Source organism: Albimonas pacifica, from assembly GCF_900113695.1.
Lineage (GTDB): Bacteria > Pseudomonadota > Alphaproteobacteria > Rhodobacterales > Rhodobacteraceae > Albimonas > Albimonas pacifica.
Window position 1 is genome coordinate 152,250 of record NZ_FOQH01000006.1, and the last position, 13,740, is coordinate 165,989.

The window sequence follows — 13,740 nt, forward strand, 5'->3', positions numbered from 1 at the left end:
AACTCAAGGGCGAGTCGTGCAGTCGATTGTCGAGGTCGACGGGCGCGCGCGCAATCGTCGCCGAAGTCCGCCGCCCTGAGACGAGCGGAGCGACGGGGGGACGGGGGAGGGCCGGTCGGCCGTTTCCGGCCGATGCGGCGAGGCCGTCCGGCGCCCGGGCCCTGGGCGGGGCCGCGTCTGGTTCCCATGCCGTTCACTCGGCTTGCTGTCTGCTCTGCCGCGCGCGGATCGGGGCGGCGCATCGCCCCGCGCGCCTGGGGAGTTCCCGCGGGGGGACCGCGGGATCGTTGGGGAAGGGGAGACTTCCAGTGACGCTTGCATTCATCGGCACGGATACCGACGGCTTCACCGCGGCCGCATCCGGCGACATGGTCGTGGTGGTTGCGACCGGGCGGCTCTCGATCACCGGGTTCGGGGACGCCTTCAACTTCGCGGGGCTGAGCTCGGTCTCGCTGGTGGTGCAGGGCGCGATCTTCTCCGAGGACGGGGACGCCGTCAGCTCGGACGTGGCTTCGGGCGGGCTGAAGGTCTCGGTCGACGCCGGCGGCACGATCATCGGCGCCAGCGACGGGGTCGAGCTGAACGGGAACAGCCACGTCGTGCTCAACAGCGGCGTGATCAAGGGCCTCTCCGACGCGGCGGTCCAGTTGCTGGGCGCGGACGGCAAGGTTTCCAACTTCGGCGCCATGACGGGCCTGCGGGGCGTGGTCCTCGACGGCGACGACGCCGAACTGGTCAACCACGGCATGATCCACGGCCATACCTCGTCGGGCGTGACCGCCTCGACGAACGCCCGGATCGTCAACACCGGGACCATCACCGCGTCCGGGGCGGCGGTCCTCGTGGCGGGAACGGACGTGATCCTGCGCAACTTCGGCGAGATCGCGAGCCTCGCCGCCAGCGCCTTTTCCGGCGGCGCCGGCATCGACACGGTGCTGAACTCGGGCCGCATGGGCGGCGACGTGCTGCTCGCCGGCGGCGACGATCTGCTGCGCATGAGCGGGGGCGAGATCGCCGGCGACGTCGATGCGGGGTCGGGCTTCGACCGGGTGGTGCTGGCGGCCGGCGTGGTGCAGGGGGACGTGCGGCTCGGCGACCACGACGACGTGCTGCGCTTCGGAACCGGGACGGTGAGCGGCGACCTCGACGCGGGCCTGGGCGCCGACACGGTCGTGCTGGCCTCGGGACTGCTGCAGGGCGTCGCGACGCTGGGCGGCGGCAACGACCAGCTCCGCATCGGAACCGGCGAGGTGGACGGTTCCATCGACATGGGGGGCGGCTCGGACAGCGTGAAGCTGGGCCACGGCCTCGTGCAGGGCGACGTGTTCATGGGCGACCGCTACGACGTGTTCCGCGCCGGCGACGGCCGCGTCCTGGGCTCGGTCGACCTCGGCGACGGCGACGACCGGGCCTACGGCGGCGCGGCGGACGAGACCTTCGTGGGCGGCGCCGGCGACGATCTGCTGCGCGGGCAGGGGGGCGAGGACGAGCTCTACGGCGGCGACGACGCCGACAACCTGGTCGGAGGCCGCGGCGACGACCGGCTTGTGGGCGGCGCGGCGGGGGACTTCTTCCGCTTCGGCCGCAGGACGGACGACGACCTGATCACCGACTTCCAGAACGGGCTCGACCGCATCGACCTCTCGCGCCTCGTCATCACGGGCGACGAGCTGACGGCGATCAAGGACGCCTCCAAGACCCTCTCCGGCAACTCGGTGATGGTGGATCTGGACAAGCTGGGCGGCGACGGCTCGATCCAGATCATCGGGCTGACGAAGGCGCAGATGACGCTGGACGACTTCATCCTGTGACGCCGCCCCCTCAGGGGAACGGGGAAGGTCCGGGGCCGCGCGGCCGCCCCGTCGCGCGGCGGCGACGGAGCGGCCTCTTCCGGCGGGAGATCGGCCGGCGTCTCCTCCGCCTTGACCCTCCGGCCCCGCGCGTCGCCTGGACGCTCCGGGCGGGAGACGGCGGGGGCGCGCCGGCATCCGCGCGTCCAGGGCCGCGTCGCGTCGCCCCGCCGGCCGGCTGCGGCCCGCCTTGACCGCGGGGCGCTCGGCGCCGCAGGCTCCGCGCTCCGGCCCGCATGCGCCCGCGCGGCGCGTTCCGCCTCCCTGCGCGGGCCGCAGGAGATCCGCCCATGAACGACATGTCGTCCTCGCCCAGCCCGCTCGGCCGTCACCAGGACCGCATCGCCGCCGTCCATGCCGAGGCGACCGCCTGGCGCCGCGACATCCACGCCCATCCCGAGATCGGCTTCGAGGAGCACCGCACCTCCGCCCTGATCCAGGAGAAGCTGAAGGCGTTCGGCGTCGACGAGATCCTGACCGGCCTGGGGCGCACCGGCGTCGTCGGCATCGTGCATGGCAAGGCCAAGGGCAAGATGATCGGCCTGCGCACCGACATCGACGCCCTGCCGATGCAGGAGCGCACGGGCCTGCCGCACGCCTCGACCCACCCCGGAAAGATGCACGCCTGCGGCCATGACGGGCACACCGCCATGCTCCTCGCCACCGCCAAGATCCTGGCCGAGACGCGGGACTTCGCAGGCTCGGTCGCGCTGATCTTCCAGCCGGCGGAGGAAGGCGGCGGCGGCGGGCGCGAGATGGTCGAGGACGGGATGTTCGACAAGGCCCCGTGCGAGACCGTCTGGGGCCTGCACAACATGCCCGACCAGCCGCTGGGGACCTTCACCGCGCTGCCCGGGCCGACCATGGCCGGCATCGACTATTTCGACATCGCCTTCGAGGGGCAGGGCACCCACGCGGGCGTCCCCCATGCCGGCGTCGACACCGTGCTGACCGCCGCCCATTTCGTCACCACGGTGCAGTCGATCCCCGCCCGCAACCTCTCGCCCTTCGAGGCGGTGACGGTCGGCATCTCGATGATCAAGGGCTCGGACGCCTACGTGGTGATGGGCGACCGGGCGGTCGTGGGCGGCTCGGTCCGCTTCTTCTCCGACGCCGCGCGCGACAAGACGGAGGCGCGGCTGCGCAAGCTCGCGGGCTCGGTCGCCGAGGCCTTCGACTGCGAGGCGGTGATCGACTACCGCCGCAACTACCCGCCCTGCATCAACCCCGAGGCCGAGGCCGAGATCGCCGCCCAGGTCGCCGAGAGCGTGGTGGGCGAGGCCGCCGTCTCCCGCACCGCCGAGCCCTGCATGGCGGGCGAGGACTTCGCCTTCATGCTCAACGCGCGGCCGGGGCACTACATCTGGATGGGGACGGGGTCGGACGACCATGTCTCGGGCCGGCTGCATTACCCGGACTACGACTTCAACGACGCCTCGATCCCGCTGGGCGTGGCCTACTGGCTGGCGCTGGTCGACCGGCTGCTGCCGGCGGACTGAGCGATGATCGACTTCTACACCTGGTCGACGCCCAACGGGCGCAAGGTCTCGATCCTGCTCGAGGAGCTGGGCGTCGCCTACGAGATCCACGCCGTGAACATCGGCCGCGACGAGCAGTTCGCGCCCGAGTTCCTTTCGGTCGCGCCCAACAACAAGATCCCCGCCATCGTCGACCGCCAGACCGGCCAGACGCTGATGGAGAGCGGGGCGATCCTGCTCTACCTCGCCAAGCGCCACGGGAAGTTCCTGACCGAGGGCGGCGAGGAATGGCGCGTGGTCGAGTGGCTGATGTGGCAGATGGCGGGCTTCGGCCCGACGCTCGGCCAGGTGCACCACTTCCGCTTCTTCAACCCCGGCAAGTCCGAATACGCCGAGACCCGCTTCGGAGCCGAGGCGCGCCGGCTCTACGGCGTGCTCGACGCCCGCCTGCGGGGGCGGGACTTCGTGGCGGGGCAGGGGCCGGGGGCCTACTCGATCGCCGACATGGCGATCTGGCCCTGGGCCGCGCGGTTCGAACGGCAGGGGATCGACCTGAGCGAGTTCCCCGGCGTGCTCGCCTGGTACCGCCGCATCGCCGAGCGCGAGGCGGTGCAGCGCGGCTACGACGTGCCGAAGATCGGCGAGGCGATCCCGATGCCCTGAGGGCCGGGCGCCCCGGACTGCAATGACGAGGGCCGGGCTCCCCGGCCCATAGGCGCCCTGCGGGCGGGCTTGGGCCTGTGGCGCGGGGCGCGCCCGGGGGCCGGGGGTCAGTCCTTGGGGGCCTCGCGGCGACGCGACGGGGTCTCGACGATGCGGACGTCGCGCTGGGGGAAGGGGATCTCGATCCCGTTCGCCTGGAAGGCGTCCCACAGCGCCAGGAACACCGCCCCGCGCACGTTGGTCAGCCCCTGCGCGGGGTCATGGATCCAGAACCGCAGCACGAAGTCGACCGAGCTGTCGCCGAAGGCCGTCACGTGGCAGACCGGCGCGGGGTCGTGGGAGACGCGCGTCACCCCCTTCGCCGCCTCCACCGCGATGCGCCGCACCGCGTGGGGGTCGCAGGCGTAGGCCACCCCGAAGGTCACGTCGAGGCGCACCAGCTCCGAGGAATAGGACCAGTTCACCACCTGGCCGGTGATCAGGTCCTCGTTGGGGATCAGATACTCGCGCCCGTCGCGGGTGACGACCGAGACGTAGCGGGCGTTCAGCCCCGAGATCCAGCCGAAGGTCTCGCCGAGCGAGATCACGTCCCCGGGCTTGATCGACTTGTCCACCAAGAGGATCACCCCCGACACCAGGTTCGAGACCACCTTCTGCAGCCCGAAGCCCACGCCGAGCCCGATCGCCCCCGAGAACACGGCGAGCGAGGTCAGGTCGAACCCCGCCACGTTCAGCGCCGCCGCCGCGGCGGCCACGAAGATGGCGAAGGCCGCGACCTTCTCGGTCAGCACCCGCATCGAGGGCGAGATCTCCTCGACCCCCGCGAGCCTGCGCCGCAGCACCGCCAGCGCCCAGCGCGCCAGCCAGATCAGCGCGATCAGCGCCAGCAGGCCGCGGGCGGCGGTCAGCAGGGAGACGCGCCGCTCGGCCACCGTCACCGCCACGCCGTCGAGCGCCTCCATCAGCGCGCCCGCCTGGCCGAGCACCAGGGCGGTGGCGAAGATCAGCGCCCCCCAGCGGGCGAAGCGGCGCAGCAGCGGGTTGCGGATCAGCCGCACGGCGATGCCCACGCCCGCCCAGACCGCGGCGAGCTGCGCCGCCAGCCCCAGCAGGTGCGAGCGCGAGGGCCAGGTGACCTCGGCCATCCCCGCCGCCACCGCCCAGCCGAGGACTGCGAAGGCGATCAGCCCCAGCCGGTCGCGCACCAGCACCAGCGCCCGCGCCGCCGGCGGCGTCAGCGGGCGCCCGCGCATCCAGGCGTCCATCCGCGGATGCGCCGCGCGCCCGATCCCCCAGGCAAGCAGCGCCAGCAGCGCGATCAGCCCCAGCTGCGCCAGCCGCCAGGGCTGGGCCATCGCCACCAGTTCGTTGCGCAGCCAGGGCAGCAGCAGCTGCGCCTGGGCAAGAAGCTCTTCGAGATCGGTCATCGTCCCCCACTCTCGCCCCCCTCGCCCGGCGGGGAAAGAGGCTTCCGGTCGCGCGCGGCGGCGCGCCGGCTGGCCGATGCAAATGCCTTGACGTTACGACCACTTCCTCGCACCACTGGTTGCAACCAGGGGAGGAAAAGACGGTGTCTGATTTCTTTGAGCGCGTGGCGCAGATTTCCAGTCGTTCCAAGGTCGCCGAGCGGCAGGCCCAAACCGAGGAGGCCACCAAGACCTCCGTCATCTTGCCATTTCTGCAGATGCTGGGGTTCGACGTCTTCAACCTCGACGAGGTGATCCCCGAGTTCGTGGCCGACGTCGGCACGAAGAAGGGCGAGAAGGTCGACTTCGCCGTCAAGATCGACGGCAAGATCGCCATGCTGGTGGAGGCGAAGCCGATCGGCGCGAAGCTGGGCGACGTCCAGTACAGCCAGCTCTTCCGCTATTTCTCCGTCACGGAGGCGCGGCTCGCGATCCTGACCAATGGGCGCGAGGCCTGGTTCTTCTCCGATACCGATGCGCCGAACAAGATGGACGGAAAACCTTTCTTTCGCTTCGATTTCCAGAACTACGACCGCGCCCAGGTGGAGGAGCTGGCCCGCTTCCAGAAGCCGAATTTCGAGATCGAGGCGATCGTCGAGGCGGCCTCCAACCTCAAGTACACGCGCGCGGCCGCGACCTACCTCAAACAGCAGCTCGGGGATCCAGAGGACGAGTTCGTCCGGCTGATCGGCCGGCGGATCCATGAAGGCTCGATAACCAAGGCCGTGTCGGAGCAATTGCGGCCCGCCATTCAGTCCGCGCTCGAGGAGATCATCCGCGACCGGATCCAGGACAAGCTCAGCATCAGCTTCCGCGAAGATCGAAAGCCCGCCCCGGAGCCGCAGCCCGCCGCGGAGGCGGACGAGCCGAGCCCCGGCGACGTCGTGACCACGCCCGAGGAGCTCGCCGGCCACCTCATCGTGCGCGCCATCGCTGCGCGCCATGTCCCGGTCGACCGCATCGCGATCCGCGATGCCAAGAGCTATTGCGCGATCCTGATGGACGACAACAACCGCAAGCCGATCTGTCGGCTCTACTTCAACTCGGCCACCACGCGGCATGTCGGAATCTTCGACGCCGAGAAAGCGGAGGCGAGGCACAAGGTTTCCGGGCCGGACGACCTCTATCAGTACGTCGACCAGATCGAGGCGGTGATAAAGTCTTACGCCTGACCTCTCCCGTCGGGCCTGCGTTTCCAGCCGAATGCAGATGGGCGCGTCGGGGACGCTCGTCGCCGGTTTGCGATCGCGCTTCGGCGAAGCGGAAGCGCCTGCTGGGCTCGGCCGGTTCTCTGGACGAGGCGGGGCGAGATGCCGGGATCGCAAGGGCTTCGGCGGCGGGCCGGATCGCCGGCCCTCGCCATAGACTCTCCTGTCCTCGCCGCGCTCATCGGTGCGTACGGTCGCGGCGGCCGCCGTCGCGGCGCTGTTGCCGGCGGGCTGCGCGGGGTCCTGTGACGAGCCGGAGCGGCTGGGGCCGCCGGCGCTCTATTCGTCGGGGCAGTGGATCCGTTCGCAGGGCTCGATGCGCGGGACTATGCGCGGCTCGACGAGCTGCTCTACGTCACCGGCCGCCGGCCCGCGCGCACCATCTCGGTCGCCTCGGTCGAGGAGGTCGGCATCCTCCCCGCCGGCCCGACCGACTTACCCGCGATCCTGCCCGAGGACCCCGCCGTCGCCGCCGCGGGCGACGCCTTCGCCCGGCGGGTGGACGAGCGCCTGGCGCTCTCGGGGCGGGGCGACGTCTTCATCTTCGGGCACGGCTGCAACGGGACCTTCGAATGCCCGCTGCCGGTCTCGTCGGCATGGCGGCGCGACCTCGGCGACGCAGGCGCCTTCATCGCCGTCTCCTGGCCTGCGAAGCCCGCCCGGCTGGAGGCGGCGGCGCGGGCCTGGGGCGGCTGAGCCTTGCGCAGGCGGCGCGGCGCGGCCATCGTCGCGCCGCCTGCCGAGGAAGGATCTCATGACCGAGCTGCGCGACCTCCACCCGCCCGTAGAGCCCTACGAGACCGGTTTTCTCGACGTCGGCGAGGGCCACCGCATCCATTACGAGCGCGTCGGCACGCCCGGCGCCAAGCCGGCCGTGTTCCTGCACGGGGGGCCGGGGGGCGGGATCGCGCCGGACTACCGCCGCTTCTTCGACCCGTCGCGCTACGACCTCCTGCTGTTCGACCAGCGCGGCTGCGGCCGCTCGGAGCCGCATGCCGCGCTGGAGGCGAACGACACCTGGCGGCTGGTGGCCGACATAGAGCGGCTGCGCGCGCTGGTCGGCTGCGAGCGCTGGCTGGTCTTCGGCGGCTCCTGGGGCTCGACGCTCGCGCTGGCCTATGCGCAGGCGCATCCCGAGCGGGTCGGCGCGCTGATCCTGCGCGGCATCTACACGGTCACCCGGGCGGAGATCGACTGGTACTACCGCCGGGGCGTCTCCGAGATGTTCCCCGACGCGTGGGAGAAGTTCCTGGCCCCGATCCCGCCGGCCGAGCGCGACGGGGACCTGGTGGCCGCCTATCGCAAGCTGCTGACCTGCGACGACGAGGCGGTGCGGCTGGCGGCCGCCCGCGCCTGGTCGATCTGGGAGGGGACGACGATCAACCTGCTGCCCGCCGACGCCCAGGCGAAGTTCGGCGACCCGCATTTCGCGCTCGCCTTCGCGCGGCTGGAGAACCACTTCTTCCTGCACGACTGCTGGCTGCGCCCGAACCAGCTGCTGGACGAGGCGCACAAGCTGGCGGGAATCCCGGGCGAGATCATCCACGGCCGCTACGACATGCCCTGTCCGCTGCGCAGCGCGTGGGAGCTGCACAAGCGCTGGCCGGACTCGACCCTGCACATCGTCGAGGGCGCCGGCCACTCGGCCATGGAGCCCGGCATCCGCGACCGGCTGCTGCGGGCGACCGAGCGCTTCGCGGACCTCTGAGGACCGCAGCAGGCCGCCGCGGGGGACCGCGGCGGCCTGTCCTTGGGGCGGCGCTCAGCCCCGCGGGTCGATGGGCGCGATGGGGCCGATGCCGCGCTCGATCACCGCGCCGGCCTCGAGCAGGGCCCGGTCGCCGTAGCGGGCCGAGATCAGCTGCACCCCCATCGGCTTGCCGGGAACCGTGTCGACGGGCACGGAGAAGCCGGGCAGGCCGATGGTGGGCGTGCCGGTCAGGGGCGCCATCGCCGCGAAGAAGGCGTCGGCGTCGAGGTCGTCGCGCTGGTCGTAATCCTCCTCGAAGGGCTTCGACCAGCAGGTGGCGGTCAGGATCAGCGGGTAGTCGGCGAGGAACGCCTGCCACTCGCGCAGGATCGTCGAGCGCTTCGCGATCAGCTTCAGCATCCCGTCGCGGTCGGAAATCTCGGGCACTCCGCGCAGCGTGACCTCGAGCGCCTTCTTCATCTTGGCGTCGCCGATCTCCTGCATCAGGCCCGCGAGGCCCGCGCGCATCTCGTTGCCCAGCACGATGCGCCAGTATTCCACCGCCTCCTGGAAGGACGGCGTGGGGACCTCGACCACCTCGTAGCCCGCATCCGCCAGGATCGCGCCGGCCTTGCGGATCGCGGCCGAGACCGCGGGGTCGGTGGGGAAGTCGGGGCTCTCGGCCGCCAGCGCCACCTTGCAGGGCGCGTGGCCGAGGGGGGCGAACAGGCCGGTGGAGGGCGTCTGCCAGACGTCGCGCGGATCGGGCTTGGCCAGCGCCAGCATCGCCAGCCGCACGTCCTCGACCGAGCGGGCGAGCGGGCCCTGCACCGAGCTCATCTGGCTCACGATCATCCGCTCGGCGAGCTGGGAGGGGCTGTAGGCCCCCGCGATCCCCGCCGTCGGGCGCAGGCCGTAGAGGCCGCAGTGATAGGCCGGCCCGCGGACCGAGCCGCCGATGTCGTTGCCGTGCCCCATCGCGCCGATGCCCGCCGCGGTGGCCGAGCCCGCGCCGCCCGACGAGCCGCCCGGCGTGATCGTGGAATCGTGCGGGTTCACGGTCATCCCGTGCAGGTCGTTCGAGGTGAAGGCGCGCATCGAGAAGCAGGGCGTGTTGGTGCGCCCGATGATGACGCCGCCCGCCGCCTTGATCCCGCGCACGACCGAGCCGTCCTCGGGCGCGATCAGGTCCTTGAACTTCACCACGCCGTTGGTGGTGGCGCGGCCCTTGTAGTCGACGTTGATCTTCACCGTCACCGGCACGCCGTGCAGGGGGCCGGAGGGGCCGTGCGCGCGCAGGGCGGCGTCGGCGGCCTTCGCGGCCTCCATCGCCTGCTCGGGCAGCGGGTCGACGACGGCGTTGAGGGCGGGGTTGACCGCCTCCATCCGCGCCAGCGCGCTCTCGGTCGCCTCGACCGAGGTGATCTTGCCCGCGGCGATGGCCGAGGCCAGCTCGCTGGCCGTCCAGGACCAGAGTTCGGAAGACATGCGCGCGCTCCTGCGTTGCAGGCCCGCGCGGGGCAGGGCGGCGGGCCGTCCGGGCGCGCCGGGGGCCGCGGCTCCGGGCAGGCGGAGCGGCGGGCGGCGGGCGCGGGCGGCCGCGCCGGGCGCCGGTCCCGGCGGGCGGAGAGGGGGGCGCGGCCCGGCGCGGGCCGCGCTGGAGGGCAGCCTAGCCGCTCCACGCCCCGGCGCGAGCGGGAAGGCGGCGGAGCGACCGCAAGACGCATACGTGCGTATTGGTGAGCGATTGCTGCGGGTCTGCGAGTCCGGGGACAGGGCTCTCTGCTCCGGGGGCGTCGATCTCCTGCCGCCCGCCGCCCCCGCGGGCGCCCCGGGCTCGACCCGGGGCCTCTCGCGGCCCGCCGCGGGCGCACGGCTCGCCGACCCTACCGACGCCCGCCGCCGGCACGCGCGCCGCGGGGCAGGGCGCTCCCCGCCCCTCACCTTTGCGTGCGGCCCCTCGCCTCCGCCCCCGCGCGGCGTCAGGATCGCGGGGAGCAGCCGGAGCCCGCCATGACCGTCCAGCCGACCCAGACCCTCGCCGAGACCCCCGACCTCCCGCGCGCCGACGCCACGACCTCCGCCGACGCCATCGCGAGGCGCCTGCACGCGGCGGGCGTGCGCCATGCCTTCGGGGTGCCCGGCGGCGAGGTGCTGGCCCTGATCGCGGCGCTGGAGCGGGCCGGCGTCGCCTTCCACCTCGCCCGCCACGAGAACGCCGCCGGCTTCATGGCCGAGGCCGCCTGGCACGCGACCGGCGCGCCGGGGGTGCTGGTCGCCACCGTCGGGCCCGGCATCGCCAACGCCGTCAACGTCGTCGCCAACGCCCAGCAGGACCGCGTGCCGCTGATCGTGATCTCGGGCCGCATCCCCGACGCGCAGGCCCTGACCTACTCGCACCAGGTGCTCGACCACCAGGCGGTGCTGCGCCCGCTGGTCAAGGCCAGCTTCGAGGCCCGCGCCGGCGCCTGCGCGCCGATGATCGACAAGGCCGTGCGCCTCGCCCTCGACCCCCGCCCCGGCCCCGTGCACGTCGACCTGCCGATCCCCGTCGCCGCGGCGCCCGAGCCCGGCGCCGACGGCGCCCCCCTGCGCCCCGCTCTCTCGCCGGCCGCCCCCGGGCCGGGGCCGGATCTCGACCGGGCGCGGGAGATGTTCGCCCGCGCGACGCGCCCGGTGATCCTCGCCGGCCTCGACCTGCTCGGCGAGCCCGAGGGCGTGGCAGCGATCCGCGCGCTTTCGGCCGCGCACGGCATCCCGGTCGCGACCACCTACAAGGCCAAGGGCGCGCTGGCGGAGGACGATCCGCTGAGCCTCGGGGGGCACGGCCTCTCGCCGAAGTCGGACGCGGCGATCCTGCCGCTGCTGCGCGCCGCCGACCTGGTGATCTGCGCGGGCTACGATCCGATCGAGATGCGCGCGGGCTGGCGCGACCCCTGGGACCCCGCCCGCGCGGTCGAGATCGCCCACGCCCCCGACCGCCAGTACCTCCACCACGCCGCCGTCTCCTGGTGCTGCGGGATCGCGGCGGGGCTCGAGGCGCTGACCGCGGGCCTCGCCCCCGCCGCCGCCTGGCCCGACGGCGCGCCCGCCCGCGTCCGCGCAGCCCTCGCCGAGGCCTTCGCCCCGGGCGAGGCCTGGGGCCCCGCGCAGGTGATGCATGTGCTGAACGCCATGAAGCCCGCCGGCGCGGTGACCACGGTCGACAGCGGCGCGCACCGCATCCTGCTCAGCCAGGTCTGGACCTGCGGGGCGCCGGGCGAGCTGCTGCAGTCCTCGGGCCTGTGCACCATGGGCTGCGCCCTGCCGCTGGCCGTGGGCACGAAGCTCGTCCGGCCCGGGACCCCGGTGCTGTGCGTGATCGGGGACGGATGCCTCGACATGACGCTCGGCGAGCTCGCCACGCTGCGCGACCTCGGCCTGCCGGTGGTGGTGGTGGTGCTGGTCGACGGCTCGCTGGAGCTGATCGCGCTCAAGCAGCGGGCCGAGGGGCTGCCGTCCGCCGGCGTCGCCTTCGGGACCACCGACTACGCCGCCGTGGCCCGCGCGCTCGGCGGGCGCGGCGCCACGGTCGAGGACGCCCCCGCGCTCCGCGCGGCGCTGGCGGAAGCCTTCGCCGCCCCCGGCTTCAGCGTGATCGCCGCGCGGATCCCGCCGGGGGGCTACGACGGGCGAATCTGAGCCGGCGCGCGGGAATTTCCCCCGCTCGCGCGGATCTTAGGGGGCGCACGGCGATCTTGACGCGGATCGCCCCCGCGGGCGACCTCAGGGGAGGAGCGGACCCGACCGGCTCCGACATTCAGGAGTTCCCCCATGTATATTGCCATGAATCGCTTCCGCGTCGCCCCGGGTCGCGGAGCCGAGTTCGAGGAGGTCTGGCGGCGCCGCGACAGCCGCCTGCGCGAGGTTCCGGGCTTCGTCTCCTTCCGCCTGCTGCGCGGGCCGGAGACGGAGGAGAGCATCCTCTATGTCTCTCATACCACTTGGACTTCCCGCGCCGCCTTCGAGGCGTGGACGAAGTCAGAGCAGTTCCGCGCCGCCCATGCCGGGGCCGGCGAGACCAAGTCGCTCTACCTCGGCCCGCCGCAGTTCGAGGGCTTCGAGGCGACCATCGAGATGTGATCGGCCGCCCCCGCCGGACGGTCGACGCAGGCGTCAATTCCTGACGAATCGCGTAGGAATTGACATGACCTTGCGAAACGGTCAGGTAATCGGCGCGCCCTCCCCTCGGGCGCGCCGGTCCTGCGGGACCGGCCGGACAGGTCGAACGCAGGAGAGCGATCCGACATGCCTCGAACCCTTGCCCGCTCCATTCTCGCCGGCGCGCTGACGCTGGCCGCCGCCGCCGCCTCGGCGCAGGAAGTGAACCTCTATTCCTCCCGCCACTACGACACGGACGAGCGGCTCTACACCGATTTCGAGAAGGCCACCGGCATCAAGGTGAACCGCATCGAGGCCGGCGCCGACGAACTGATCGAGCGGATGAAGGCCGAGGGGCGCAACTCCCCCGCCGACGTGTTCCTGACCACCGACGCCGGGCGCATGTGGCGCGCCGAGGAGGCCGGGATCCTGGCGCCGGTCGAAAGCGAGATCCTCGACGAGCGGATCCCCGAGCATCTGCGCCACCCCGACGACCTGTGGTTCGGCTTCTCGCAGCGCGCGCGGATCATCTTCTACGACAAGCAGGACGTGACCGAGCCGCCGCAGACCTATGCCGAGCTCGCCGATCCGAAGTGGAAGGGCCGGGTGTGCACCCGCTCGGGCTCCAACATCTACATGCTGTCGCTGCTGGCCTCGAAGATCGCCCATGACGGCGAGGCGGCCGCGACCGAGTGGGCGCAGGGCCTGTGGGACAACCGCGCCCGCGACCCGCAGGGCGGCGACACCGACCAGCTGCGCGCCATCGTCTCGGGCGAGTGCGACGTGGTGCTGGCCAACACCTACTATTTCGCCCGCGCCCTGCGCACCGAGGTGGACGGCGTCACGGCCCATGTCGACCGCATCGGCTGGGTGTTCCCCGACCAGGACGGGAACGGCGCCCACGTGAACGTCTCGGCCGGCGCCATGGCCGCCCACGCGCCCCATCCCGAGGCCGCGAAGGCGTTCCTCGAGTACCTCGCCTCCGACTCCGCGCAGGAGTACTTCTCGAAGGGCAACGACGAGTATCCGGCCGTCGAGGGCGTGACCCAGGCCGACTCCACCGCCCAGCTCGGCGAGTTCAAGGCCGACGAGCTGAACCTCGCGGAGCTCGGCCGCAACCAGGCCCGCGCGCAGATGATCTACGACAGCGTCGGCTACGAGTGATCCGGGCCCGCGGGGCGGCTTGACGTCGCCTCGATCGGACCGACATGCCACAAGCACGGGGCGCGGCGCAGGCCGCGCCCC

The 13,740-nt window shown here is 72.6% G+C and carries 11 protein-coding genes; 9 read left to right on the forward strand and 2 right to left on the reverse strand.

Features of this window, described 5'->3' with window-relative positions:
- Window positions 1-308: 308 nt before the first annotated feature.
- The 3 genes from BM064_RS14485 to BM064_RS14495 all read left to right on the forward strand — a co-directional run bounded on the left by BM064_RS14485 (window position 309) and on the right by BM064_RS14495 (window position 3,991).
- Window positions 309-1,811, forward strand: a complete 1,503-nt coding sequence (locus BM064_RS14485; protein WP_092860507.1) for a calcium-binding protein — start codon at window positions 309-311, stop codon at window positions 1,809-1,811.
- A gap of 329 nt (window positions 1,812-2,140) precedes the next feature.
- Window positions 2,141-3,349, forward strand: coding sequence for an amidohydrolase (locus BM064_RS14490; protein ID WP_245779169.1), 1,209 nt, complete (start codon window positions 2,141-2,143; stop codon window positions 3,347-3,349).
- 3 nt (window positions 3,350-3,352) lie between these two features.
- Entirely contained in the window at window positions 3,353-3,991 is a 639-nt protein-coding gene (locus tag BM064_RS14495; protein WP_092860508.1) for a glutathione S-transferase family protein, read from the forward strand.
- A gap of 107 nt (window positions 3,992-4,098) precedes the next feature.
- Here the strand turns inward: BM064_RS14495 and BM064_RS14500 are convergent, their stop codons facing one another.
- Window positions 4,099-5,418 carry a mechanosensitive ion channel family protein gene (locus BM064_RS14500; protein WP_092860509.1) on the reverse strand — a complete coding sequence of 440 codons (1,320 nt, stop codon included), beginning with the start codon at window positions 5,416-5,418 and terminating at the stop codon, window positions 4,099-4,101.
- Window positions 5,419-5,561: 143 nt separating this feature from the next.
- Between BM064_RS14500 and BM064_RS14505 the strand changes: the two genes are divergently transcribed.
- The 3 genes from BM064_RS14505 to pip all read left to right on the forward strand — a co-directional run bounded on the left by BM064_RS14505 (window position 5,562) and on the right by pip (window position 8,373).
- Window positions 5,562-6,629, forward strand: a complete 1,068-nt coding sequence (locus tag BM064_RS14505) for a type I restriction endonuclease (protein ID WP_092860510.1) — start codon at window positions 5,562-5,564, stop codon at window positions 6,627-6,629.
- Between the two features lie 330 nt (window positions 6,630-6,959).
- Entirely contained in the window at window positions 6,960-7,361 is a 402-nt protein-coding gene (locus tag BM064_RS14510; RefSeq protein ID WP_092860511.1) for an alpha/beta hydrolase, read from the forward strand.
- Between the two features lie 58 nt (window positions 7,362-7,419).
- Complete coding sequence (gene pip / locus BM064_RS14515) at window positions 7,420-8,373, forward strand: prolyl aminopeptidase (RefSeq protein WP_092860512.1); 954 nt, start codon at window positions 7,420-7,422, stop codon at window positions 8,371-8,373.
- Between the two features lie 54 nt (window positions 8,374-8,427).
- Here pip and BM064_RS14520 read toward each other — a convergent pair whose 3' ends face one another.
- The gene (locus BM064_RS14520; protein ID WP_092860513.1) at window positions 8,428-9,843 is read right to left on the reverse strand and encodes an amidase; all 1,416 of its coding nucleotides are present in this window, start codon (window positions 9,841-9,843) and stop codon (window positions 8,428-8,430) included.
- A 525-nt stretch (window positions 9,844-10,368) separates the two neighbouring features.
- Here BM064_RS14520 and BM064_RS14525 point away from each other — a divergent pair.
- The 3 genes from BM064_RS14525 to BM064_RS14535 all read left to right on the forward strand — a co-directional run bounded on the left by BM064_RS14525 (window position 10,369) and on the right by BM064_RS14535 (window position 13,659).
- A complete protein-coding gene (locus BM064_RS14525) occupies window positions 10,369-12,036 on the forward strand; it encodes a thiamine pyrophosphate-binding protein (RefSeq protein ID WP_092860514.1) in 1,668 nt (555 codons plus the stop codon).
- 132 nt (window positions 12,037-12,168) lie between these two features.
- On the forward strand, window positions 12,169-12,477 hold the full coding sequence (gene hmuQ, locus BM064_RS14530; RefSeq protein ID WP_092860515.1) for a heme-degrading protein HmuQ: 309 nt from the start codon (window positions 12,169-12,171) through the stop codon (window positions 12,475-12,477).
- Between the two features lie 165 nt (window positions 12,478-12,642).
- Complete coding sequence (locus BM064_RS14535) at window positions 12,643-13,659, forward strand: extracellular solute-binding protein (RefSeq protein WP_092860516.1); 1,017 nt, start codon at window positions 12,643-12,645, stop codon at window positions 13,657-13,659.
- Window positions 13,660-13,740 lie beyond the last annotated feature (81 nt).

Excerpts from the sequence above, each read along its gene's own strand:
- BM064_RS14490 (WP_245779169.1), top strand. The coding sequence starts at position 2,141 with ATGAACGACATGTCGTCCTCGCCCAGCCCGCTCGGCCGTCACCAGGAC.
- BM064_RS14495 (WP_092860508.1), top strand. The coding sequence starts at position 3,353 with ATGATCGACTTCTACACCTGGTCGACGCCCAACGGGCGCAAGGTCTCG.
- BM064_RS14500 (WP_092860509.1), bottom strand. The coding sequence starts at position 5,418 with ATGACCGATCTCGAAGAGCTTCTTGCCCAGGCGCAGCTGCTGCTGCCC.
- pip (WP_092860512.1), top strand. The coding sequence starts at position 7,420 with ATGACCGAGCTGCGCGACCTCCACCCGCCCGTAGAGCCCTACGAGACC.
- BM064_RS14520 (WP_092860513.1), bottom strand. The coding sequence starts at position 9,843 with ATGTCTTCCGAACTCTGGTCCTGGACGGCCAGCGAGCTGGCCTCGGCC.
- BM064_RS14525 (WP_092860514.1), top strand. The coding sequence starts at position 10,369 with ATGACCGTCCAGCCGACCCAGACCCTCGCCGAGACCCCCGACCTCCCG.
- hmuQ (WP_092860515.1), top strand. The coding sequence starts at position 12,169 with ATGTATATTGCCATGAATCGCTTCCGCGTCGCCCCGGGTCGCGGAGCC.
- BM064_RS14535 (WP_092860516.1), top strand. The coding sequence starts at position 12,643 with ATGCCTCGAACCCTTGCCCGCTCCATTCTCGCCGGCGCGCTGACGCTG.